This window comes from Pseudomonas sp. QL9, assembly GCF_041409665.1.
GTDB classification, from domain to species: domain Bacteria; phylum Pseudomonadota; class Gammaproteobacteria; order Pseudomonadales; family Pseudomonadaceae; genus Pseudomonas; species Pseudomonas knackmussii.
This window is the reverse complement of sequence record NZ_CP166971.1, coordinates 969,969-993,290: the sequence shown is the minus strand read 5'-3', so window position 1 is coordinate 993,290 and position 23,322 is coordinate 969,969. Positions and strand designations below refer to the sequence as shown.

Below are 23,322 nucleotides of genomic sequence, written 5' to 3'. Positions count from 1 at the left end.
GTGATGCGTATTTCCACCCCGCAGATCTTCAACTCCAACATCGACGGCTACCAACGCGGCTACGCCAGCATCGCCAAGACCCAGGAACAGATTTCCAGCGGCGTGCGCATCCAGACGCCGGCGGACGACCCGGTCGGCGCCGCGCGCTTGCTGCAACTGCAACAGCAGCAGGCGCTGCTGACCCAGTACAGCGGCAACATGACCACCGCGACCAACAGCCTGAACCAGGAACAGAGCGTTCTCGATTCGATCAACAGCGCCCTGCAGCGCGCCCGCGAACTGACGCTGTCGGCTGGCGACGGCTCCCTGACCGACGAGGACCGCGGCGCGCTGAGCGACGAGCTTGGGCAGATCCAGAACCAGCTGCTCACCCTGATGAACAGCAAGGACGCCAGCGGCAACTACCTGTTCTCCGGCAGCAAGAGCACTGTGCAGCCCTTCGTGCAGAACGCCGACGGAAGCTACAGCTACCAGGGCGACCAGAGCGCGCTGGACCTGCAGGTGTCCGACAACCTGCTGATGCCGATCAGAGACAGTGGCTGGGGCATCTTCGAGATGGCCGCCAACGCCAGTCGCACCACCAGCTCGCTGACCACCAACCCGAACGCCGACGGCGTGCAGCGAGCGTTCCTCTCGCAGGGCACGGTGACCGACAACACCAGCTACAACGCCGACTTCCGTAGCGGCGCGCCCTACACCTTGAAGGTGCTCAGCGGGACGCAGTACCAGATCCTCGACAGTGGCGGCAACGACGTCACCGCCGAGGCCAATACCAATGGCACCTTCGACGCGACCTCCAGCGACAGCAACACCATCCTGTTCCGCGGCTCGCAGTTCCAGCTCGACGTGTCGCTGGCCAAGGGCGACGATCCCACCCAGATGAACACCCTGGTCGGCGGCTACAGCTTCAGCTTCGGTACCGCACCCGATGCCATGGCGATCAAGCGCAACGCGTCGAACACCTCGGCCGCGCAGATCACCAGCGCCACGGTCAGCAACACCACGGCCTACAACACTCAGTTCCCCAATGGTGGTGTGCAGCTGAAGTTCACCAGTGCCACGACCTACGATGTCTACGCGCTGCCGACCAGCTCCAGCGCCACGCCGATGACCAGCGGAAGCCTTGGCGCCACTTTCCCGCAGACCATCACCGTCGGCGGGGTCGACCTGTCGATCAGCGCGGCGCCGAACACTGGCGACCAGTTCAGCATCACCGCCACCTCGCCGGAACGGCAGAACATCCTCAATACCCTGGGCGACCTGCGCAAGGCGCTGGATACCTCGACCACCAACAACCCCCAGGCCCAACTGGCCATTCGCGACATGGTCGCCAGCGCCGTGAGCAACATCGACAACGGCATGAACCAGGTGCTCAGCACCCAGTCGTCGATCGGCTCGCGGCTGAACACCATCGACCTGCTCGGCCAGGAGAACCAGAGCCTGAGCCTGACCAACACCACCACGCAGTCGTCGATCCGCGATACCGACATGGCCTCGGCCACCTCGCAGCTGGTGCTGCAGCAGACCATGCTGGAGGCCGCGCAGGCAGCGTTCGCGAGAATCAGCCAACTGAGCCTGTTCAACAAGCTCTGAGGTTTTCCAGCGGACATGAAAAAGGGGATGCCATCGGCATCCCCTTTTTCATTGGCCTGAGGGTCAGGCTTTCTTCAGGCGGAGGAGGGTGAGGCGGTTGTCGAGCTGCTCGTGCAGGCCCAGGGCCGCCTTGTGCGGCAACTTCTGGTGGTCGTGCAGCAGGAACCCGTGGCGGTTGGCCTGGCCCAGGTACCACTCGGCGTCGCGGTAGCGGCCGGCCTGGTCGTGGGACAGGTTCCAGCGAGCATCCATGATGTCCAGCAGCAGCAGGTCGCCTCGGTGTCCGCCGAGGCTCGCGAGCACGGCGCTGAACTGTTCGTCGTTGAGGCGGCCGAGGATGTCGCCCAGCACCAGGTTCGCGGTCGGGAAGCGCCGCGAAAGATCGGCCAGGGCGTCGTTGCCGAGCTCGATGTCGAGCCCGCGTTGCAGGTCGTGGGCCAGCAGGCGGCCGTCGGCGACGCGCAGCTCCAGGGTCGGGGCGTCACCCAGGTAAGCCTGCAGGTAGTCCGGAATCGACCATCCGCAGGGCGCTTGCCCGGGAACCAGCGGTACGCGTGATTTCCACTCGCGGTGTGCAGCGACTCCACGCTCGTAGAATCCTTTGCGCTCCTGCAGCGGCAGCAGCAGGTAGTTGGATGCGTTGACCAGTTCGAACACGCGATGCACGCGGTAGCCGTTGTGCGCGACCCAGGCCAGGAACGGCGACTTGTTGGCGTTGGCGATCTCGATCAGCAGCAGCGGTCGGGCACGCTGGATGAGCGCCTGGGCGCCGGCCAGGACTTCCAGCTCCATGCCTTCCACGTCGATCTTCAGCAGGTCGATGTCGGCATCCGGGAACAGCCGGTCCAGGGTCTCGACTTCGATCTGACCGTGTTCGTCGTTCTTCAGGCTGGTGGCGCCGAGGTTGCTCGTGTCGATCCGGTCGAGGCTCGCGCGGCCACTGCTGGCGCCGATGCCAAGACGATGGATGCCGTAGCGTGACGGTTCGATCTCGTTGATGCGGAAGTTCACTTCCAATTGCTCGGCGATGTGCTCGGCCGGCTCGAAGCAGTGGATCTCCGCCGCTTCGCCGATGCAGGCGAAGAACAGGGCGTGGTTGCCGATGTTGCTGCCCACGTCCAGTATCCGCGCCTGTTTCGGCAGGCAGAGCAGGGTCTCGGAGAGTTCCGCGACCTCGAAGAAATGCTCGCGGGCGAGCTGGTTCTGGATCAGGTCCAGGGTATTGCCGAGGCGGAAGTGCACCTGCTGCCCGCCGAAAGGCACGCTGGCGATGACGTCGTTGTCGCGGCAGAAGTCGCTGAACACCCGGTTGATCGCGTTGCGCCAGTCGGTGCCGGTGGCCGAGCGCGGCCCGGTGGAGTGCTGGCCGCGGACATTGAGGAACAGCGGCCGGTCGATCTTGATGCAGCGATTTTCCTTCCACACGCGCAGGTAGTAATCGAAGTCCTCGCCGGTATCCATCTCCGTGTCGAACGGGTAGGCGGCTGCGACTTCCTGGCGGACGAAGTGACCCATTTGCAGGGTCAGGTAAGGGTCGTTGAGCAACAGCTGTTCGAGGGTCGTCAGCGGACTGATCTGCTGCGGCCGCCGTTGTGCCTGCTGCGATTGCAGGTCGGCGACGTAGATCGCGCCCCAGATGCCGTCCTGCTCCTGGAGCAGGTCAGCCACTTCGAGGAAGGCGCTTTCGACCATCAGGTCGTCGGCGTCGAGGAAGAACAGCCAGTCGGCGCCTTTCTCGCCGGCCGCGGCGACGGCAAGATTGCGCGCCCGCGAGCGGCCCAGGCCCTGGCTGTCGTCCTGGATCAGGATCTCGATGTCATCGAAGGCTCCGGTGCCCTGTGCCTTGGCGCGCTCCACGGAGGCTGCGGCGCGTTGGGCGAGTTCCAGGTGTCCCGGTCCGACCGGGATGATGACGCAGCACTTCATGCGATTGATCCTTCTTGGAGAATGCCGTCGCCGCGCAATTGCCCGGCCACTCGAGTCAGGACATCGTCCCATTCGTTCAGTTTGTGGTTACGTACCCGCCGCACGCTCGGATACCAGTAGCTGGGGCCTTCCTCCAGCCCCCAGCGCCAGTTCGGATTCAGCGGGAGCAGGGCATAGGCCGGCACGCCAAGCGCGCCCGCCAGGTGCACGGTGGTGTTGTCGATGCTCACCACGGCGTCCAGGGCCGCGATCTGGGCCGCCTGGCGGTCCATGTCGTGCAGCGGGTTGACGCTCTCGTCGTGATGGATCTCGAAACCGTTCTCGCGGGCTCTTTCGCGCTCGGTGCTGGTGTCGCCGTATTGCAGGTTGACCAGTTGCACATCGGGCTGCGCCGCAAGGATCGCCAGACTTGGGATTGGGATGATCCGGCTTTGCTTCTCGTTCGAGACGCTGGTGCCGCCGCGCCAGGAAACGCCGATCAGGCGCTTGCCGGGGAAGCGCTGCTGGTAGTCCTGGCGGAGTTCGGCGGCCATGGCCGGGTCGGCCTGCAGGTAGTGCGGCTGCCGCGGGAAGCTTTCCAGGCTGGGTCGCAGCAGTGCGGGAAGGCTGCCCATGGGAATCTGATAATCGCTTCTCGGCCAGGTCTGCCGATGCATGACTTGGGCGCCATCCTTTGCGGTGCCCTGCAGTTCGCGGCGAACGAACTGGACCGAGGGGAAGCTGCGGCTGAAGAGGGCATCCAGGCGCTCGTAGATTTCGTAGTGGATGGTGCCGCCCAGCTTGGTCAGCTCTTCGAGCATGCTGGCGAACATGATGTGGTCGCCAATGCCCTGTTCCGCCCAGACCAGCAATGTCTTGCCTTCCAGGGGCTCGCCTTGCCAGCGCGGAATGCTGAAGAACTGGTTGTGCTCCTTCTGCACCTCGGCCCAACGCCACTCGTATTGCTGCCAGCCCTGCTCGAACTCGCCCAGGCGCAGCATCAGCAAGGCCAGGTTGTTGTGGGTGGCGACGTGTTCGGGGTCCAGGCGCAGGACCTTGGCATAGGCCTCGAAGGCTTCCCTATAGCGTGCGACCTGTTCTTGGGCGACTGCGTAGTTGAAATTCAACGGCACGCTGTCCGGCGCCTGTTCCAGGCCGAGCTGGCAGCAGGCGACGCTCTCGTGGAAGCGCCCGGTGTTGTAGTAGAGCTGGGCCAGCAGGTTCAGAACCTGGGTCTGCTCGGAGGACGGCAGCGGCTGCTCCAGGGTCCTGAGAATCAGCTGCTCGGCGTCGGCGTGGGCTTCGATGCGATTCAGCGCAGCCAGCAGCAGCTTGAAGCGCCAGAGGTTCGGCTTGGCGTCGTACCACTGCTGTGCCTTCACCAGGTGGCCATTGAAACGCGGGCGCTTGGCCAATTCGTCGAACAGCAGGCTGTCTACCTGGTCGTCCTGAGGCAATGCCAGTGCGTGCTCCACGTGCGGTAGCGCCTCGTCTTCGCGATCACGCTCGAGCAGCAGGGCGGCAAGGTGGGCGTGGGCCAGCGCGAGGTCGGGCAGCAGCTTCAGCAACTGGCGATATAGAGGAATCTTGGCTTCCTCGTCCCCGGTCCGTTCGGCTTCGCCCAGCGCCTGCGCTATACGCTGGACCTGGGCCTGGAGGGTCGGTGTCTGCATGGAGCCTTTACCTTGAAGTGACGTTGCCTTGACGGGATGCAGGAGGGTTGCAAGAAGGGGGCCAGCGCCGCTTTGCAAGAGGGATGGAAAAAAAATTTGAAAAAGGGCTAAAGGCCAGCCGCGTCCCGACGATAACCCTAACGAAGGTTCTCCAGGCCACTTCGGGCGGTTGCCAAGGCTGGGAGCCACAGTTGCCCAAATTACGAGGATCTCGTCATGGCTCTTACTGTTAATACCAACATCGCTTCGCTGTCCGTTCAGAAGAACCTGAGCAAGGCTGCCAACTCGCTGTCGAACTCGATGACCCGCCTGTCCACCGGCCTGCGTATCAACAGCGCCAAGGACGATGCCGCCGGCTCGCAGATTTCCAACCGTCTGACCAGCCAGGTCAAAGGCCTCGATGTGGCGGTGAAGAACGCCCAGGACGCCAACTCCATCGCCCAGGCCGCCGAAGGCGCCCTGCAGGAGTCCACCAACATCCTGCAGCGTATGCGTGAACTGTCCCTGCAGTCGGCCAACGGCTCGAACAGCTCCGAAGACCAGGCTTCCCTGAACCAGGAGTTCAAGTCGCTGACCGCTGAACTGACCCGTATCTCCAAGACCACCACCTTCGGTGGCGGTACTTCCGGTATCAAGCTGCTCGACGGCACCGCCGGCACCAACGGCACCATGACCTTCCAGGTCGGCGCCAACGCCAACGAAACCATCAGCTTCAGCCTCGGCGACATGGGCGCTTCGGCCCTGAAAGGTTCGTCCTCCCTGGCTTCGGTCAACGTAACCCTGACCACCGCCCTGGCCTCGGCCAACGCCGTGACCGCAACTGCCGGTACCATGAAAATCGACGGCACCACCGTGAACATCGCCAAGGGGTCGACCACCAAGGACATCATCAGCGCGATCAACACCAACGTCAGCGGTGTGACTGCCACCACCGACAGCACTGGCACCAAGATCATCCTGCACTCCGGTAGCACCGTAATCGTCAGTGCTGGTAGCGGTGCCACTGCGGCGACCGCCAGCAGCACCAACACCGTTCCGTCGTCCTTCACCGTTCAGCAGCTGGACATCACCACTTCCAAGGGTGCCCAGTCCGCTACCCAGGTGATCGACGCCGCGCTGAAGCAGATCGACACCCAACGCTCCGCCCTGGGTGCCGTGGAAAACCGCCTGGACAGCACCATCTCCAACCTGCAGAACGTGTCGCAGAACGCCACTGCCGCACGTAGCACCATCCAGGACGTGGACTTCGCCTCGGAAACCGCCGAAATGACCAAGCAGCAGACCCTGCAACAGGCCGCCACCGCGGTGCTGGCCCAGGCCAACCAGCTGCCGTCCGGCGTGCTGAAGCTGCTCCAGTAACAGGGGCGCCTGAAGGCAGAAAATGGGGGAAGGGCGCTCGGCGCCCTTCCTTGCTTTGCGTGTGGAGGGTAAAGCCAGATGGATACGAACATCCGCATCACGACTCTGGGCTCCGTCGACACCGTCGGATTCACCGCAGGCCGGTCGACCAGCGCTGCCTCGAGCGGCAACGCCTTGCCGCAGGACGACAAGAATTCGCCTGCCGCCAAACCGTCCGACCTGGGCGAAGCCGTACGCCAGTTGCAGGATCACGCCCAGAGCGTGCAGCGCAACCTGGAGTTTTCGGTGGATGAAGCCAGCGGTGAAACCGTGGTCAAGGTGGTAGCCTCCGATACCGGCGAGCTGATCCGGCAGATTCCGTCCGAGGTCGCACTCAAGTTGGCGGAGAGTCTGAAGGAGTCCGGCAACCTGTTGTTCGAGCGTGCCTGAAAGCTGGCGCGAAACTTGAATGAGACCGGAACAGCGAACGCGGTGACGAAAAACCGCCGGGATTTTGGATAGGAGAGTGCTGAGATGGCTGGGACTTCAATCAATGGGGTGGGCTCCGGGTACGACATCGACTCGATCGTGTCGTCGCTGGTCAACGCCCAGAAGGCTCCGAAGCAGAGTCAGATCACCACTCAGCAGACCAAGGCCAATACCCAGCTCTCGGCGCTCGGCAGCCTGAAGAGTGCGCTGTCGACCTTCCAGACCGCCCTGGAGAAGCTCAACGATTCGAGTTCCTTCGCCGGCCTGGCCGTCAAATCCTCGTCGACCGACGTGCTGACCGCCAAGCTTGGCACCGGCGCTGCGGCGGGCACCTACGCGATCAACGTCACCAGCCTGGCCACCAGCTCCAAGGTTGCCACCCAGTATGTCGGTGCCTCGACCAGCTTCGGCGCCGGCAGCCTGAAGATCACCCAGGGCAGCAGCACCTACAACGTCAACGTTGCAGACGGCTCCAGCCTGTCGACCATTCGCGACAGCATCAACACCCAGCTGAAGTCCAGCGGCATCACCGCCAACATCATTACCGACTCCACCGGCCCGCGCCTGGTGCTCAGCTCCAGCACCACGGGGGCGGGCAGCGACATCAGCATTGCCGCGTCGGGCGACAGCAGCCTGAACGTGCTCAACATCGACGGCTCCGGCACCCAGGCCTCGGCAACTGCCGGTGGCTATGTCTCCGCGCCGGCCGCCAATGCGTCGTACACCATCGACGGGCTGCAGATGTCCAGCAGCACCAATACCATCACCAGCGCAATCAGCGGTGTGGAGTTCGACCTGGTCTCTGCCGGTAAATCGACGGTAACCGTCGACACCAACAAGGACGGTCTGAAGACCTCGATCCAGTCCTTCGTCGACGCCTATAACGCGCTGACGACTTCGATCAACTCGCTGACCAAGGTCACCAACACCACCGACAGCAGCGGCAACGCCACTACCTCGGCTGCGGCCCTGGCAGGCGACGCCATGACCCGTAACCTGGTAAGCGGCCTGCGCGACCAGCTGGTGGGTACTTCGGCAAGTGGCGGGACCATCAAGCTGCTCTCGCAACTGGGCATTGCCACGCAGAACGATGGCACCCTCGATATCGATGACACCAAGCTGGACAAGGCGCTGAACAACAACTTCGCCTCGGTGCAGGGCTTCTTTACCGGCAGCGGCGGCCTGCTCGATCGCATGACCAGCAGCCTGAAGAGCTACACGCAGAGCAACGGCCTGCTCGATCAGCGCACTTCGAACCTGAACCAGACCCTGAGCGACCTTGCGACCCAGCAAACCACGCTGGATAACCGCATGGACAAGCTGAACACCACGCTGATGGCCAAGTACAACGCCATGGACAGCCTGGTCGCCCAGCTCAAGTCCACCAGCAGCAGCGTGCTGACCACGCTGAACGCGCTGAACAACAAGAACAGCTCCAGCAGCTGATCCGGCTTCCCTTCGAACGGCTGGAATGGCGCAAGTCGCATTCCAGCCGCTTTCCTCCTAAAGATTCCCGTAACATCGCCGATACCCTGGATACCAACGATCTGATCGTTCAAGGAATCAAGGGGATATCGCATGAATGCCATGGCTGCGCTGCGCCAGTACCAGAACGTCAACACCCAGTCCGCGGTGCACGACGCTTCGCCTCATCGTCTGATCCAGATGCTGATGGAAGGTGGCCTGAGCCGTATCGCCCAGGCCAGGGGCTCCATGGAGCGCGAAGAGTTCGCGCAGAAGGGCATGCTGATCGCCAAGACCGTCGCTATCATCGGCGGCCTGCGCGAAGCGCTGAATTTCGAAGTCGGTGGTGAGCTGGCGCACAACTATGCCAATCTCTACGACTACATGAGCCGTCGCCTGGGCGAGGCCAACCGCAGCAACGACGTGGAAATCCTCGATGAGGTCTCCGGCCTGCTGCGTACCCTTAAGGAAGGCTGGGACGCTGTCGCCCAATAACGACGGACCGCCAGGAGATACCGACCATGACCCTCGCCGTCGAGCGAATCGAACAGACCCGCGCTGCCCTGGGCACCGCACTGGCCGATCAGGACTGGGAAGCCGTCGCACGGCTCGACCTGGAGTGCCGCCAGCATGTCGACGCCGCCATGCTCGAGCCGATGGATGATGACAGCGACCTCAAGCGCAGCCTCGAAGGCTTGCTGATGCTCTATCGCCAGCTGGTCCAGGAAGTCACGCGGCAGCGCGAGAACGTCGCCGAGGAAATCATTCGGGTGAACCGTTCGCACAAGGGCGCGAAGGTCTACCAGCTGTTCGGTTGATCCGGTCGGGTCGCCCGTTCGGCGCGGCCCTTCTTTCCGACATTGCCGCCGCGCAGCCGAGCGAGTAAGTTCTTCTTCGTCGGAAACAACGAGAAAAACACGCCATTAATTTGACTGCTGCCACATTTTTGACTTTACTAGTGGCCAGTTGATGGCAGTTCGTTTCTGCCTTTCCCTTCCAGTCGCCGGTCATCGGCCCTCCAAGCCATCGGAAGATAAGAGCAACATGTGGCGTGAAACCAAGATCCTGCTGATTGACGACAACGCCGAGCGTTGCCACGAACTCTCGGTCATCCTCAACTTCCTTGGCGAGGACCAGCTGTCCTGCCGCAGCCGTGACTGGCGCCTGACCGTCGATCCGTTGCCCAATGGCAGCCGCGACGTGCTCTGCGTGCTGGTCGGCAACATCGAAAACAAGGGTGGGGCGCTGGAGCTGCTCAAGCAGCTCGCCGCCTGGGACGAATACCTGCCGGTGCTGCTGATCGGCGAACCGGCGCCGACGGACTGGCCGGAAGAGCTGCGCCGCCGCGTGCTGGCCAGCCTGGAAATGCCGCCCAGCTACAACAAGCTGCTCGACTCCCTGCACCGTGCCCAGGTCTATCGCGAGATGTACGACCAGGCGCGCGAGCGTGGCCGCCAGCGCGAGCCCAACCTGTTCCGCAGCCTGGTCGGCACCAGCCGCGCGATCCAGCAGGTTCGGCAGATGATGCAACAGGTCGCCGATACCGACGCCAGCGTGCTAATCCTCGGCGAGTCCGGCACCGGCAAGGAAGTGGTGGCGCGCAACCTGCACTACCACTCCAAGCGCCGCGACGCGCCTTTCGTCCCGGTGAACTGCGGGGCGATCCCGGCGGAGCTGCTGGAAAGCGAACTCTTCGGTCATGAGAAGGGCGCCTTCACCGGCGCCATCACGACCCGCGCCGGCCGCTTCGAGCTGGCCAACGGCGGCACCCTGTTCCTCGACGAGATCGGCGACATGCCGCTGCCGATGCAGGTCAAGCTGCTGCGCGTGCTGCAGGAGCGCACCTTCGAACGCGTGGGCAGCAACAAGACGCAGAACGTCGACGTGCGCATCATCGCCGCGACCCACAAGAACCTGGAAAAGATGATCGAGGGCGGCAGTTTCCGCGAGGACCTGTACTACCGCCTGAACGTCTTCCCCATCGAGATGGCGCCGCTGCGCGAGCGCGTGGAAGACATCCCGCTGCTGATGAACGAGCTGATCTCGCGCATGGAGCACGAGAAACGCGGCTCGATCCGTTTCAACTCCGCCGCCATCATGTCGCTCTGCCGTCACGACTGGCCGGGCAACGTGCGCGAGCTGGCCAACCTGGTCGAGCGCCTGGCGATCATGCATCCCTATGGGGTGATCGGCGTCGGCGAGCTGCCGAAGAAATTCCGTCACGTCGACGACGAGGACGAGGATCTGGCCACCAGCCTGCGCGAGGAGCTGGAAGAGCGTGCGGCCATCACCGCCGGTCTGCCCGGCCTGGATTCGCCGGCGATGCTGCCGGCAGAGGGCATCGACCTCAAGGACTACCTGGCCAACCTCGAGCAGGGGCTGATCCAGCAGGCGCTGGACGATGCCAACGGCGTAGTCGCCCGTGCCGCCGAGCGTTTGCGCATCCGCCGCACCACCCTGGTGGAGAAAATGCGCAAGTACGGCATGAGCCGGCGCGAGGAGGAAATGGCGGAGGATTGACGCCTTCGCCATGCTCTATTTCTTAAGTGCCTGAAAATAAAGGAATAAATTTTAGGCACGCGGTTTGCTAAGACTCTTCCAGCCGACGCTTCGATGACGTCGGGTGGAAGAGAGAGCCGCATGATGCAAGCCGTATCCCAGCAGTCCGAGCCGACCTCCAGCGAAAGCATGGAGGAGAGCAGCCGTGCCAATCTGGAACAGGCCTTCGCCCTGTTCAACCAGATGGGCAACCAGCTCAGCCAGTCCTACAGCATGCTGGAAGCGCGCGTCAGCGAGCTGAAGGGCCAGCTCGCCCTGGTCAGCGCCCAGCGCATGCAGGAACTCGCCGAGAAGGAGCGCCTGGCCAACCAGCTGCAAAGCCTGCTCGACCTGCTGCCCGGCGGCGTCATCGTCATCGACGGCCAGGGTGTGGTGCGCGAGGCCAACCCGGCGGCGATCGGTTTCCTCGGCCAACCACTCATAGGCATGCTCTGGCGCCAGGTCATCGCGCGCTGCTTCGCCCCGCGCAAGGACGACGGCCACGAGATTTCCCTGCGCGACGGACGCCGCCTGTCCATCGCCACCCGCTCGCTCGACGGCGAGCCCGGGCAATTGGTGCTGCTCAACGACCTGACTGAAACCCGTCGCCTGCAGGATCAGCTGGCGCGTCACGAACGCCTGTCCGCGCTGGGGCGGATGGTCGCTTCGCTGGCCCACCAGATCCGCACGCCGCTGTCTGCCGCCATGCTCTATGCCAGCCACCTGAGCGAGCACGAGCTGCCGCTGGAACAGCAACAGCGTTTCGCCGGGCGCCTCAAGGAGCGCCTGCACGAACTGGAAAACCAGGTGCGCGACATGCTGGTGTTCGCCCGTGGCGAACTGCCGCTGCCGGACCGCCTGAGCCCCTCTGAACTCTTCGCCAGCCTGCGCGCCGCCGCCGACCCTCATGTCGCCGGCCTGCAACTGCGCTGGCAGTGCGACGCCCGCCACGGCGAGTTGCTGTGCAATCGCGACACCCTGGTCGGCAGCGTGCTCAACCTGCTGCACAACGCCATCCAGGCAGGCGGCAGCAATGTGCGCCTCAAGGTGCACCTGTTCGCCCGCGGCGACTGCCTGCGCCTGGCGATCAGCGACAGCGGCCCGGGCATGGACGCCAGCACCCTGGCGCGCCTGGGCGAGCCTTTCTTCACCACCAAGAACACCGGCACCGGCCTCGGCGTGGCGGTGGTCAAGGCCGTTGCCAAGGCCCACCAGGGCGCGCTGCAGCTGCGCTCGCGGCCCGGCCGCGGCACCTGCGCCATCCTCGACCTGCCGCTGATCGCGGCGGCCGTTCGCGAACACAAGGAATAACCGCATGTCCGCCAAAATTCTGCTCGTCGAAGATGATCGCGCGCTGCGCGAGGCGCTCTCCGATACCCTGCTGCTCGGCGGCTGCGACTTCACCGCGGTGGATTGTGCCGAGGCGGCGCTGGTCGCGCTGCAGCGCGAAGGCTTCGGCCTGGTGATCAGCGACGTGAACATGCCAGGCATGGACGGTCACCAGCTGCTCGGCCTGATCCGCGCACGCTACCCGCAACTGCCGGTGCTGCTGATGACCGCGTACGGCGCGGTGGATCGCGCTGTGGACGCCATGCGTCAAGGCGCCGCCGATTACCTGGTCAAACCCTTCGAGCCGAAGGTGCTGCTGGAGCTGGTGGGGCGCCACGCCCTGGGCCGTTCGATCGCCGCTGAAGGCGAGGGACCGGTGGCCGTGGAGCCAGCCAGCCTGCAATTGCTGGAACTGGCTGCACGGGTCGCGCGCAGCGATTCCACGGTGCTGATCTCCGGCGAGTCCGGCACCGGCAAGGAAGTGTTGGCGCGCTACATCCACCAGCAGTCGCCGCGTGCGGGCAAGCCTTTCATTGCCATCAACTGCGCGGCCATTCCCGACAACATGCTCGAGGCCACCCTGTTCGGCCACGAGAAGGGCGCCTTCACCGGCGCCATCGCCGCGCAGCCGGGCAAGTTCGAGCTGGCCGACGGCGGCACCATCCTGCTCGACGAGATTTCCGAGATGCCCCTGGCGCTGCAGGCCAAGCTGCTGCGCGTGCTGCAGGAGCGCGAGGTGGAGCGGGTAGGCGCGCGTAAGCCGATCGAGCTGGACATCCGTGTGCTCGCCACCACCAACCGCGACCTGCTCGGTGAAGTGGCGGCAGGGCGCTTCCGAGAAGACCTGTACTACCGCCTTTCGGTGTTCCCCCTGGCCTGGCGCTCGTTGCGCGAACGCCCGGCGGACATCCTGCCGCTGGCCGAGCGCCTGCTGGCCAAGTACGTGAAGAAGATGAACATGGCTGCGACGACCCTGTCGGCCGAGGCCCGCACTGCGCTGCTGGAGCACCCGTGGCCGGGCAACGTGCGCGAGCTGGACAACGCCATCCAGCGTGCGCTGATCCTGCAGCAGGGCGGCCAGATCCAGCCGCACGACCTGTGCCTGACTGCGCCCATCGGTCATCGGCCGGTGCCGGTGATGGCGTCGGTGGTGACTTTGACGCCGCCGCCGGCGAGTGTGCCGAGCAGCGCCGGAATTCCGTCGCCGGCCGTCGCGGACATTGCCGGCGCGCTCGGTGAGGACCTCAAGCGTCGCGAGTTCCAGATGATCATCGACACCCTGCGCAGCGAGCGCGGCCGCCGCAAGGAGGCCGCCGAGCGCCTGGGCATCAGCCCGCGCACGTTGCGATACAAGCTCGCGCAGATGCGTGACGCCGGCATGGATGTCGAGGCCTACCTGTACGCCAGCTAAGCAGCATCGCTTTCCCCTTTCAGGCCCGCCGCGTGCGGGCCTCTTTCTTGGCGCGCAGGCGTCCCTAAACCTCCGAATAGAGCTGGAAGCCGCGCCATCCGGGCGCTTCGAAAATCTGGCACCCTTGTTGCAATTCCTTCTGGCAAAGCGATGCCGGCGTCAAAAAGCCGTAGCCGATGTAGAGGGGAAGGGAAATGAGTCAGGGTATCGAGTTCAACCGCCTGCTGCTGGAAATGCGTTCCATGCAGATGGACGCCATGGCCAAGGCCAAGCCGGTGGCAACCGCACCGGCTGCCGTGGAAGGCGCGCCGAACTTCTCCGACATGCTCGGGCAGGCGGTGAACAAGGTGAACGCCACCCAGCAGGCGGCCAGCAGCCTGGCCAATGCCTTCGAGGTCGGCCAGAGCAACGTCGACCTGACCGACGTGATGATCGCATCGCAAAAGGCCAGCGTTTCCTTCCAGGCCATGACCCAGGTACGCAACAAGGTTGTCCAGGCGTACCAGGACATCATGCAGATGCCCATCTGATTCACGGGGTAGATAGTTCATGGCCGATGCCACTGTAGACAACCAGGTCCCCGCCAAGGCCGGCGCAGCAGAAATGCTGAAGAAGCCGCTGATGGGCCTGCAGTTCCTCGAGAACCTCGCCGACATGCCGGTGCTGCGTCAGGTCGGCCTGCTCGTCGGGCTCGCGGCGAGCATCGCCATCGGTTTCGGCATGGTGCTCTGGTCGCAGCAGCCGGACTACAAGCCGCTGTACGGCAGTCTCAATGGTGTCGACGCCAACAAGGTGGTGGATACGCTCAACGCCGCCGACATCGCCTACAAGGTCGACCCCAGCTCCGGCGCCCTGCTGGTCAAGGCCGACGACCTGGGTCGTGCGCGCATCAAGGTGGCCGGCGCGGGCATCGCCCCGACCGACAACAACGTCGGCTTCGAGATCCTCGACAAGGAACAGACCCTTGGCACCAGCCAGTTCATGGAGGCCACCAACTACCGCCGTGGCCTTGAAGGCGAACTGGCGCGGACCATCTCCAGCCTGAACAACGTCAAGGGTGCCCGCGTGCACCTGGCCATCCCGAAGAGCTCGGTGTTCGTTCGCGACGACCGCAAGCCCAGCGCCTCGGTGCTGGTCGAGCTGTATCCGGGCCGCAGCCTGGAGCCGAGCCAGGTGCTCGCCATTGTCAACCTGGTGGCTACCAGCGTGCCGGAACTGGACAAGGGCCAGGTCACCGTCGTCGACCAGAAAGGCAACCTGCTCTCCGACCAGCAGGAGCTCTCCGAGCTGACCGTGGCCGGCAAGCAGTTCGACTACACCCGGCGCATGGAAAGCAACTTCACCCAGCGCGTGCACAGCATCCTGCAGCCGGTGTTGGGCGAGGGCCGCTACAAGGCCGAGGTTTCCGCCGACGTCGACTTCAGCGCCGTGGAATCCACCGCCGAGTCCTACAACCCGGACCAGCCGGCGCTGCGCAGCGAGCAGGTCAACAACGAGGAGCGGCAGACTCCCGGCGGCGTCCAGGGCGTGCCCGGTGCGCTGTCGAACCAGCCGCCGACTCCGGCCAGCGCGCCGCAGAAGACCGCGCAGAACAGCTCTTCGGAATACATCGCGCCGGGCCAGCCGCTGAAGGACGCCAACGGCCAGCCCATCATCGATCCGAAGACCGGCAAGCCGGAACTGGCGCCGTACCCGACCGACAAGCGCGAACAGAACACCCGCAACTACGAGCTGGACCGTTCGATCAGCTACACCAAGCAGCAGCAGGGCCGTCTGCGCCGGCTGTCCGTCGCGGTGGTGCTGGACGACCGCATCAGCCTCGACGCCAAGACCGGCGAAGTCAGCCACAAGCCCTGGACCGCCGAAGAACTGGCGCGCTTCACCCGCCTGGTGCAGGACGCAGTGGGCTACGACGCCAGCCGTGGCGACAGCGTCAGCGTGATCAACGCGCCCTTCGCCCCGGAGCAGAACCTGGACGTCGCCTCGCCGCCGTTCTACTCGCAGCCGTGGTTCTGGGACGTGGTCAAGCAGGTGCTGGGCATCGTCTTCATCCTGGTGCTGGTGCTCGGCGTGCTGCGCCCGGTGCTGAACAACCTCAGCGGCAGCAAGAACAAGGCCCTGGTGGCCGGCGCCGGCGGCGACATGTCCCTCGGCGACTTGGGCGGCATGGAAGGCGAGCTGGCCGAGGACCGGGTGAGCCTCGGCGGTCCGTCGAGCATCCTGTTGCCCAGCCCCAGCGAGGGGTACGATGCGCAGCTGAACGCCATCAAGGGCCTGGTCGCCCAGGACCCGGGCCGCGTGGCCCAGGTGGTGAAGGAATGGATCAACTCGGATGAGTGACGTTGTATGAGCGCTACCGCCAAACTGAGCAAGGTCGACAAGGCCGCCATCCTCCTGCTGTCGCTCGGCGAGACCGACGCGGCGCAGGTGCTGCGGCACATGGGGCCGAAGGAAGTGCAGAAGGTCGGCGTGGCCATGGCGCAGATGCGCAACGTGCATCGCGAACAGGTCGAGCAGGTGATGGGCGAGTTCGTCGAGATCGTCGGCGACCAGACCAGCCTGGGCGTCGGCGCCGACAGCTACATCCGCAAGATGCTCACCCAGGCCCTGGGCGAGGACAAGGCGAACAACCTCATCGACCGTATCCTGCTGGGCGGCAACACCAGCGGCCTGGACAGCCTGAAGTGGATGGAGCCGCGCGCCGTCGCCGACGTGATCCGCTACGAGCACCCGCAGATCCAGGCCATCGTGGTCGCCTACCTGGACCCGGACCAGGCCGCCGAAGTGCTCAGCCACTTCGACCACAAGGTGCGCCTGGACATCGTCCTGCGCGTGTCTTCGCTGAACACCGTGCAGCCTTCGGCGCTGAAGGAACTCAACCTGATCCTCGAGAAGCAGTTCGCCGGCAACGCCAACTCCACCCGCACCACCATGGGCGGCGTGAAGCGCGCGGCGGACATCATGAACTACCTCGACAGCGGCGTGGAAGGCGCGCTGATGGACGCCATCCGCGAAGTGGACGAAGACCTCTCCGGGCAGATCGAAGACCTCATGTTCGTCTTCGACAACCTCGCCGACGTCGACGACCGCGGCATCCAGGCGCTGCTGCGGGAAGTCTCCTCGGACGTGCTGGTGCTGGCGCTCAAGGGCTCCGACGAGGGCATCCGCGAGAAGATCTTCCGCAACATGTCCAAGCGTGCCGCCGAGCTGCTGCGCGACGACCTCGAGGCCAAGGGCCCGGTGCGCGTCAGCGAAGTGGAAGGCGCGCAGAAGGAAATCCTCACCATTGCCCGGCGCATGGCCGAGTCCGGGGAAATCGTCCTCGGCGGCAAGGGCGGCGAGGAGATGATCTAAGTGGTGAACCCAGGCAAGCCAAAGGGTGACGAAGATGCCGCCGGCCTGATCCGCGCGCGCGACGTTGCGGCCTTCGATCTGTGGTCGCTGCCCAGCTTCGACCCGGTGGTGGAGCGGCCCGAGCCCGAGCCGGAGCCCGTGGTTGAAGAAATCCCCGAGATCGAGGAAGTCCCGGTCGAGGAAGTCAAACCGCTGACGCTCGAAGAACTCGAGGCGATCCGCCAGGACGCCTACAACGAGGGCTTCGCCACCGGCGAGAAAGACGGTTTCCACAGCGGCCAGATGAAGGCCCGGCAAGAGGCCGAGGTGGTCCTGCAGGAGCGCCTGAAGAGCCTAGAAACCCTGATGGGCCAGCTGTTCGAACCGATCGCCGAGCAGGATCAGCTGATCGAGCAGGCCATGGTCAACCTGGTCAGCCAATTGGCGCGGCAGGTGATCCAGCGCGAACTCTCGACCGATTCCAGCCAGATTCGCCAGGTCCTGCGCGAGGCGCTCAAGCTGCTGCCGATGGGCGCGGAGAACATTCGCATCCACGTCAATCCGCAAGACTTCGAGCTGGTCAAGGCCATGCGCGACCGCCACGAGGAAAGCTGGCGCATCCTCGAGGACGACGCGCTGCTGCCCGGCGGTTGCCGCATCGAGACCGAACATTCGCGCATCGACGCGAGCATCGAGACGCGCCTGGCGCAGGCCAGCAAGCAGCTCTTCGAGCAGCAGCGCGACCAGGCCACGCACGCCCTGGAGCCGGACCTGCACATCGACCTGGATGCGCCCCATGCGTCTTGACCGGGTGAGCTTCGCCAAGCGCCTGGAAGGCTATGTCGAGGCCACTCGACTGCCATCGCAACCGGTGGTCGAGGGCCGCCTGCTGCGCATGGTCGGCCTGACCCTGGAAGCCGAAGGCCTGCAGGCCGCGGTGGGCAGCCGCTGCCTGGTGATCAACGACGGCGGCTATCACCCGGTGCAGGTGGAAGCCGAGGTCATGGGCTTCTCCGGCAACAAGATTTTCCTCATGCCGGTGGGCAGCCTCGTCGGCATCGCTCCCGGCGCCCGCGTGGTGCCGCTGCCGGACAGCGGCCGCCTGCCGATGGGCATGTCGATGCTCGGCCGCGTGGTCGACGGTGTCGGCCGCGCGCTCGACGGCAAGGGCGGGATGCGCGCCGAAGACTGGGTGCCGATGGACGGCCCGGTGATCAACCCGCTGGCGCGCGAACCTATCCACGAACCCATGGACGTCGGCATCCGCTCGATCAACTCGCTGCTCACCGTCGGCCGCGGCCAGCGCCTGGGCCTGTTCGCCGGTACCGGCGTGGGTAAGTCGGTGCTGCTGGGCATGATGACCAAGTTCACCAAGGCCGACATCATCGTGGTCGGGCTGATTGGCGAACGGGGCCGCGAGGTCAAGGAATTCATCGAGCACATCCTCGGCGAGGAAGGCCTCCAGCGTTCCGTAGTAGTCGCATCCCCCGCCGACGATGCGCCGCTGATGCGCCTGCGCGCGGCGCAGTACTGCACGCGTATCGCCGAATACTTCCGCGACAAGGGCAAGAATGTCCTGCTGCTGATGGATTCGCTGACCCGCTACGCCCAGGCGCAACGCGAGATCGCCCTGGCCATCGGCGAGCCGCCGGCGACCAAGGGCTATCCGCCGTCGGTGTTCGCCAAGCTGCCGCGCCTGGTGGAACGTGCCGGCAATGGCGAGAAGGGCGGCGGCTCGATCACCGCCTTCTACACCGTGCTCAGCGAGGGCGACGACCAGCAGGACCCGATCGCCGACGCCGCGCGCGGTGTGCTCGACGGCCACTTCGTGCTGTCGCGCCGACTGGCCGAGGAAGGTCACTATCCGGCCATCGACATCGAGGCTTCGATCAGCCGGGTAATGCCGCAGGTGGTCAGCCTCGAGCAATTGCAGAACGCCCAGCGCTTCAAGCAGCTGTGGTCGCGCTACCAGCAGAGCCGCGACCTGATCAGCGTCGGCGCCTACGTTGCCGGCGGCGACGCCGAGACCGACCTTGCGATCCAGCGCTTCCCGGTGATGCGCCAGTTCCTGCGCCAGGGCCTGACGGAAAGCCAGAGCCTCGACGACAGCAGCCTGCTGCTCGACGCCGTGCTGACCGGCAAGGCCGGTTGAGGTCGCGCTTCATGTCCTGCGTAACTGACGAGGGTCGACCATGAACCGCCGCGCCGAACGCCTGGCGCCGGTGGTGGACATGGCCCTGAAGGCCGAGCGCGAGGCCGCGCGGCAGCTCGGCCAGGCGCAGAACCAACTGCTCCAGGTACAGCGCAAGATGGCCGAGCTGGAGCGCTTTCGCGGCGACTACCAGCAGCAATGGATCGAGCGCGGCCAGCATGGCGTCAGCGGTCAGTGGCTGATGAACTACCAGCGCTTCCTCTCGCAGCTGGAAACCGCCGTGGAGCAGCAGGGCCGCAGCCTGGCCTGGCACCAGGACGTGGTCGACAAGGCCCGCGCCAGCTGGCAGGAGAAGTACGCCCGCCTCGAAGGCCTGCGCAAGCTGGTCGAACGCTACCGCCAGGAAGCGCAGTTGCTGGCGGACAAGCAGGAACAGAAGCAGCTCGACGAGTTCGCCCAGCGCCTCAAGCCAAGCGCGTACTGAGGCCTTCCTGCTAGGCTTCGGCGCACGTTGCACCCGATTCGTCCGAGAACCTCGCCGATGCCGTTCAATCGCGCCCTGCTGCAAACCCATCCGCGCCTGTTGATTGCCGCAGCTGCCGGCCTGCTGCTGGCCCTGGCGGCCAATCCGCTGGCGCCGCTGCCGCGCGCACTGGCCGGCTGGAACCTGACGGCCTGGCTGTACGTGCTGCTGATCGCCGGCCATGCCGCGCGCTCGCGCGCCGAGGAGGTACGGCGCCTGGCCGAGATCGAGGACGAGAATGCCCGTGCGGTGCTGGCAATCGCCTGTCTAGCGGCGCTCGCAAGCCTGGTCGCCATCGTGTTCGAACTGGCCGGCGCGCATGACCTGCAGGGCAGCGCCAAGTTGCTGCGCTATGTCTTCACCGGCAGCACCGTGCTCGGTTCCTGGTTCTTCATCGGCACGCTCTTCAGCATGCATTACGCGCGGCTGTACTACAGCGCCGAGCAGCCACCGCTGCACTTCCCCGACGCGCAGCTGCAGCCGGACTACTGGGACTTCGCCTACTTCGCCTTCACCATCAGCGTCGCCGTGCAGACCTCCGACGTGAGCATCGTCTCGCCGGCGATGCGCAAGCTGGTGCTGGTGCAGTCCATCGTGTTCTTCCTGTTCAACACCGCGATCCTCGGCCTGAGCATCAACATCGCCGCCGGCCTCATCGGCTGACGCGAGTCAGTGCCGCCAGAAGGCCGGGGTGAACAGCACCAGCACGGTGAGGATCTCCAGGCGGCCGAAGAGCATGCCGAAGGACAGCAGCCACTTGGCCGCATCCGGCAGCGGTGCGAAGTTGCCCGACGGGCCGATGATCGGCCCCATCCCCGGCCCCACGCCGGCCACGGTGCTGGCGGCGCCGGTCAGCGCGGTCATCCAGTCCAGGCCGAGGAAGGTCAGGGCCAGGCCGAGCCCGGCCACGGTCGCGCCAAAGAAGAACGAGAAGGTCAGGATCGAGCGCACGATCTCTTCGTCCAGGCGGTGGCCGTTGTAGCGCTGGCTGAGCACCGCGCGCGGGTGGATCAGCTGGTACAGGCTGCTCCTGAGCAGGATGAAGGCGACCTGGAAGCGGAAGATCTTCAGGCCGCCGGCGGTAGAGCCGGAGCAGCCGCCGATGAAGCCCAGGTAGAAGAACACCATGATCGAGAAGTGGCCCCAGAGGCTGTAGTCGCCCAGGGCGAAGCCGGTGGTGGTGACCACCGAGGTGACGTTCACCGCGACTATGCGGAAAGCGTCGGGCCAGGACAGGTTCGAGTTGAACGCGTACCAGGTGCCCATCACCAGCCAGGTGAATACCAGCAGGCCGAGGAAGCCGCGCACCTGATGGTCCTTGTACAGCGCCTTGCGGTGCCCGCGCAGGGTGGCGACGTAGAGGGCGAAGGGCAGGCTGCCGAGGATCATCAGCACCACCGCCACCCAGTGCACCGCCGGCTGGTGCCACTTGGCCAGGGACTGGTCGGAGGTGGAGAAACCGCCGGTGGAGATCGCCGACATGGCGTGGTTGAGCGAATCGAACAGACCCATGCCGGCCCACCACAGCGCCAGGGTGCCGAGGAGGGTGATGCCGACGTACACCCCGACGATGTACTTGGCGACCATGTGCGAGCGCGGCATGACCTTGTCGCTGCGGTCCGAGGACTCCGTCTGGAACAGGCGCATGCCGCCGATGCGCAGCATGGGCAGGATCGCCACCGCCATGCCGATGAAGCCGATGCCGCCCAGCCAGTGCAGCAGCGAGCGCCAGATGAGGATGCCCGGCGACATGCCGTCGAGCCCGCTGAGCACGGTGGAGCCGGTGGCGGTGATGCCCGACATGCTCTCGAAGATGGCGTCGGTGAAGCTCATGTGGCGCGCGAGGATGAAGGGCAGGGCGGAGAAGAAGCAGACGATGATCCAGCTCGACACCGTAAGCATGTACATGTCGCGCGGACGCAAGCGCACCTGCTCGGGGCGGCCGGGCAGGACCATGCCCAGGCCGGCGATCAGCGTGAGCAGGCTCGACCAGAGGAAGGGCGAGATCTCATGCGCGCGGTGGTAGTGGAAGAGGGTGGCCACGGGCACCAGCATGGCCACCGCCAGGGTGATCAGGAACAGGCCGATGATGTATCCGAGGATGCGTAGGGTCGGCAAAGCCATGGGGCGCGCTCAGCGGTCGTAAACGCGCAAGTCTACCTGCCGCCGGGCCGCCGTGCAGTGCTTCGCGGCCGACTGAGGGAGCGTGCCCTTCTGTAGGAGCGGATCCTATCCGCGAAAAAACCGCACTCATATCCCATTCGGGAGCGCGCTTAGCGCGCTTCGCGGGCAAGGTCCGCTTGTGTTTTCTGGGTGATACCCCTTCGGGCCAGCGCAAGCGCTGTTCGCGATGAAGCCGCGTCCCGCGTTCGCGGGGATGGCGCAGGAGAAAGCGAATCTTAGTCCCGTCACTCCCGCGAGCGCGGGAGCCCAGAAGGCAGTTGCTCCTACATGGGGTGCTAACAGCGGCGGATTGCGCACGACTATCGCTTCACCCCCTGCGCTGATGAGAACCCATTGCGTCTACAATGTGCGTCTTTGCGTTCTTGCCGGAGGTAGCCCATGGAGGCTTACGAAACGCTGCTCAAACGAGTTTCCCATGCCCGCCTGGGCGAGCCGGCGCCCAGCGCCGAGCAGCTCGATCGGCTGTTCCGTGTGGCGCTGCGCGCGCCGGATCACGGTCAGCTGCGGCCTTGGCGCTTCCTCACCGTCGAGGGCGATGCTCGTGTGCAATTGGGCGAACTCTTCGCTCGCGCCCTGAGTGCGGAGCAACCCGACGCCACCCCCGAAGCCTTGGCCAAGGCGCGGGCCATGCCGATGCGTGCGCCGACCCTGGTGGTCGCCATCGCGCGTCTGCAGGACCACCCGAAGGTGCCGGAGATCGAGCAGATGCTGGCGGCCGGCTGCGCGGCCTATGGCGTGGTGCAGGGCGCTTTCGTGGAAGGGTTGGGTGCCATGTGGCGCACTGGCGCCATGGCGTTCGAGCCCGTGGTGCGCGAAGGACTGGGGCTGGCCGCCAACGAACGCATCGTCGGTTTCATCTACCTGGGCACGCCGATCGGCGAGCTGCGTCAGCCGGTCGCGCTCGATCCGGCGGACTTCGTCAGCGCCTGGCGGGGCTGAGCGGCAGTTCCAGGCGTACCTTCCAGTGGTTGCCGCTGGTTCGCCAGCGCAGCCGTCCGCCCTGCCAGGCCGCCAGTCTCTGCGCGGCCAGCAGGGCCCGCGGCAGCCAGCGCCGGGCCTGGGCGTCATCGCCGTCGAGGTCGACGCGCAAGGCGCCACGCTGCAGGCCAAGGCCGAGCGCTACGGCCGCGTCGTCCTGCCATTCCACGGCATCGGCCAGTAGCGCATCCAGTGCCTGCTGCAAGGCCTCCGGCCAGCTCAGCAGCGGCCAGGTGCCGCCCGCCGGCAGGCTGAGGCGCAATTCCGGCCAGCGCCGCCGCCAGCGTTGCGCGAGCAGGCCGAGCTCCACCGCCATGACCAGGCTTTGCGGCTCGGCGCCGGGATTTTCCGGTAGCAGCGGCGTCGGCAGGGCGACGGGCGACATCAGTGCGGTTGCGTTCATGGCAGGCTC

Annotated in this window: 21 protein-coding genes; 17 read left to right on the top strand and 4 right to left on the bottom strand. The window is 65.3% G+C overall.

Annotation, left to right across the window (positions count from 1 at the left end; genetic code table 11):
• The first annotated feature begins 3 nt into the window (after positions 1-3).
• Complete coding sequence (locus ACA097_RS04660) at positions 4-1,593, top strand: flagellar hook-associated protein 3 (protein WP_371368798.1); 1,590 nt, start codon at positions 4-6, stop codon at positions 1,591-1,593.
• A 63-nt stretch (positions 1,594-1,656) separates the two neighbouring features.
• Here ACA097_RS04660 and ACA097_RS04655 read toward each other — a convergent pair whose 3' ends face one another.
• The gene (locus ACA097_RS04655) at positions 1,657-3,519 is read right to left on the bottom strand and encodes an FkbM family methyltransferase (RefSeq protein WP_371368796.1); all 1,863 of its coding nucleotides are present in this window, start codon (positions 3,517-3,519) and stop codon (positions 1,657-1,659) included.
• The gene (locus tag ACA097_RS04650; protein ID WP_371368794.1) at positions 3,516-5,171 is read right to left on the bottom strand and encodes a hypothetical protein; all 1,656 of its coding nucleotides are present in this window, start codon (positions 5,169-5,171) and stop codon (positions 3,516-3,518) included. Before ACA097_RS04650 ends, ACA097_RS04655 begins: the two co-directional genes overlap by 4 nt.
• A 216-nt stretch (positions 5,172-5,387) precedes the next feature.
• On the opposite strand from ACA097_RS04650, the gene ACA097_RS04645 reads away from it, so the two are divergent.
• From ACA097_RS04645 to ACA097_RS04575, 15 genes are all read left to right on the top strand, one after another.
• Positions 5,388-6,530 carry a flagellin gene (locus ACA097_RS04645; protein WP_043250633.1) on the top strand — a complete coding sequence of 381 codons (1,143 nt, stop codon included), beginning with the start codon at positions 5,388-5,390 and terminating at the stop codon, positions 6,528-6,530.
• 78 nt (positions 6,531-6,608) lie between these two features.
• Positions 6,609-6,959 (top strand): flagellar protein FlaG, encoded by a 351-nt coding sequence (locus ACA097_RS04640; RefSeq protein WP_043250635.1) that lies wholly within the window; start codon positions 6,609-6,611, stop codon positions 6,957-6,959.
• Positions 6,960-7,043: 84 nt separating this feature from the next.
• Complete coding sequence (gene fliD / locus ACA097_RS04635; RefSeq protein WP_371368791.1) at positions 7,044-8,444, top strand: flagellar filament capping protein FliD; 1,401 nt, start codon at positions 7,044-7,046, stop codon at positions 8,442-8,444.
• A gap of 132 nt (positions 8,445-8,576) precedes the next feature.
• Positions 8,577-8,957: a flagellar export chaperone FliS gene (gene fliS / locus ACA097_RS04630; protein WP_043250639.1), complete on the top strand. Its 381-nt coding sequence runs from the start codon at positions 8,577-8,579 to the stop codon at positions 8,955-8,957.
• Positions 8,958-8,983: 26 nt separating this feature from the next.
• The gene (locus ACA097_RS04625) at positions 8,984-9,280 is read left to right on the top strand and encodes a hypothetical protein (RefSeq protein WP_043250641.1); all 297 of its coding nucleotides are present in this window, start codon (positions 8,984-8,986) and stop codon (positions 9,278-9,280) included.
• A 226-nt stretch (positions 9,281-9,506) separates the two neighbouring features.
• On the top strand, positions 9,507-10,982 hold the full coding sequence (locus ACA097_RS04620; RefSeq protein WP_043250644.1) for a sigma-54 dependent transcriptional regulator: 1,476 nt from the start codon (positions 9,507-9,509) through the stop codon (positions 10,980-10,982).
• A 123-nt stretch (positions 10,983-11,105) separates the two neighbouring features.
• Complete coding sequence (locus ACA097_RS04615; protein WP_043257051.1) at positions 11,106-12,311, top strand: PAS domain-containing sensor histidine kinase; 1,206 nt, start codon at positions 11,106-11,108, stop codon at positions 12,309-12,311.
• 4 nt (positions 12,312-12,315) lie between these two features.
• On the top strand, positions 12,316-13,740 hold the full coding sequence (gene fleR / locus ACA097_RS04610; RefSeq protein ID WP_371368788.1) for a sigma-54-dependent response regulator transcription factor FleR: 1,425 nt from the start codon (positions 12,316-12,318) through the stop codon (positions 13,738-13,740).
• 194 nt (positions 13,741-13,934) lie between these two features.
• The gene (gene fliE, locus ACA097_RS04605; protein WP_043250649.1) at positions 13,935-14,270 is read left to right on the top strand and encodes a flagellar hook-basal body complex protein FliE; all 336 of its coding nucleotides are present in this window, start codon (positions 13,935-13,937) and stop codon (positions 14,268-14,270) included.
• Between the two features lie 19 nt (positions 14,271-14,289).
• Entirely contained in the window at positions 14,290-16,080 is a 1,791-nt protein-coding gene (fliF, locus tag ACA097_RS04600; RefSeq protein ID WP_371368786.1) for a flagellar basal-body MS-ring/collar protein FliF, read from the top strand.
• A 6-nt stretch (positions 16,081-16,086) separates the two neighbouring features.
• Positions 16,087-17,094, top strand: a complete 1,008-nt coding sequence (gene fliG, locus ACA097_RS04595) for a flagellar motor switch protein FliG (RefSeq protein ID WP_160286243.1) — start codon at positions 16,087-16,089, stop codon at positions 17,092-17,094.
• A gap of 3 nt (positions 17,095-17,097) precedes the next feature.
• A complete protein-coding gene (fliH, locus tag ACA097_RS04590; RefSeq protein WP_371370479.1) occupies positions 17,098-17,880 on the top strand; it encodes a flagellar assembly protein FliH in 783 nt (260 codons plus the stop codon).
• Positions 17,870-19,225 carry a flagellar protein export ATPase FliI gene (fliI, locus tag ACA097_RS04585; RefSeq protein WP_371368784.1) on the top strand — a complete coding sequence of 452 codons (1,356 nt, stop codon included), beginning with the start codon at positions 17,870-17,872 and terminating at the stop codon, positions 19,223-19,225. The genes fliH and fliI overlap by 11 nt, the downstream gene beginning before the upstream one ends.
• A gap of 40 nt (positions 19,226-19,265) precedes the next feature.
• Positions 19,266-19,709 carry a flagellar export protein FliJ gene (fliJ, locus tag ACA097_RS04580; RefSeq protein ID WP_371368782.1) on the top strand — a complete coding sequence of 148 codons (444 nt, stop codon included), beginning with the start codon at positions 19,266-19,268 and terminating at the stop codon, positions 19,707-19,709.
• A gap of 57 nt (positions 19,710-19,766) precedes the next feature.
• Entirely contained in the window at positions 19,767-20,411 is a 645-nt protein-coding gene (locus ACA097_RS04575) for a DUF1345 domain-containing protein (RefSeq protein ID WP_043250662.1), read from the top strand.
• Positions 20,412-20,417: 6 nt separating this feature from the next.
• Here ACA097_RS04575 and ACA097_RS04570 read toward each other — a convergent pair whose 3' ends face one another.
• A complete protein-coding gene (locus ACA097_RS04570; RefSeq protein WP_043250664.1) occupies positions 20,418-21,872 on the bottom strand; it encodes a TrkH family potassium uptake protein in 1,455 nt (484 codons plus the stop codon).
• 438 nt (positions 21,873-22,310) lie between these two features.
• On the opposite strand from ACA097_RS04570, the gene ACA097_RS04565 reads away from it, so the two are divergent.
• On the top strand, positions 22,311-22,871 hold the full coding sequence (locus ACA097_RS04565; RefSeq protein WP_371368780.1) for a nitroreductase family protein: 561 nt from the start codon (positions 22,311-22,313) through the stop codon (positions 22,869-22,871).
• Here ACA097_RS04565 and ACA097_RS04560 read toward each other — a convergent pair.
• Positions 22,852-23,313, bottom strand: coding sequence for a hypothetical protein (locus tag ACA097_RS04560; RefSeq protein WP_371368778.1), 462 nt, complete (start codon positions 23,311-23,313; stop codon positions 22,852-22,854). The genes ACA097_RS04565 and ACA097_RS04560 overlap by 20 nt on opposite strands.
• Between the last annotated feature and the right edge of the window lie 9 nt (positions 23,314-23,322).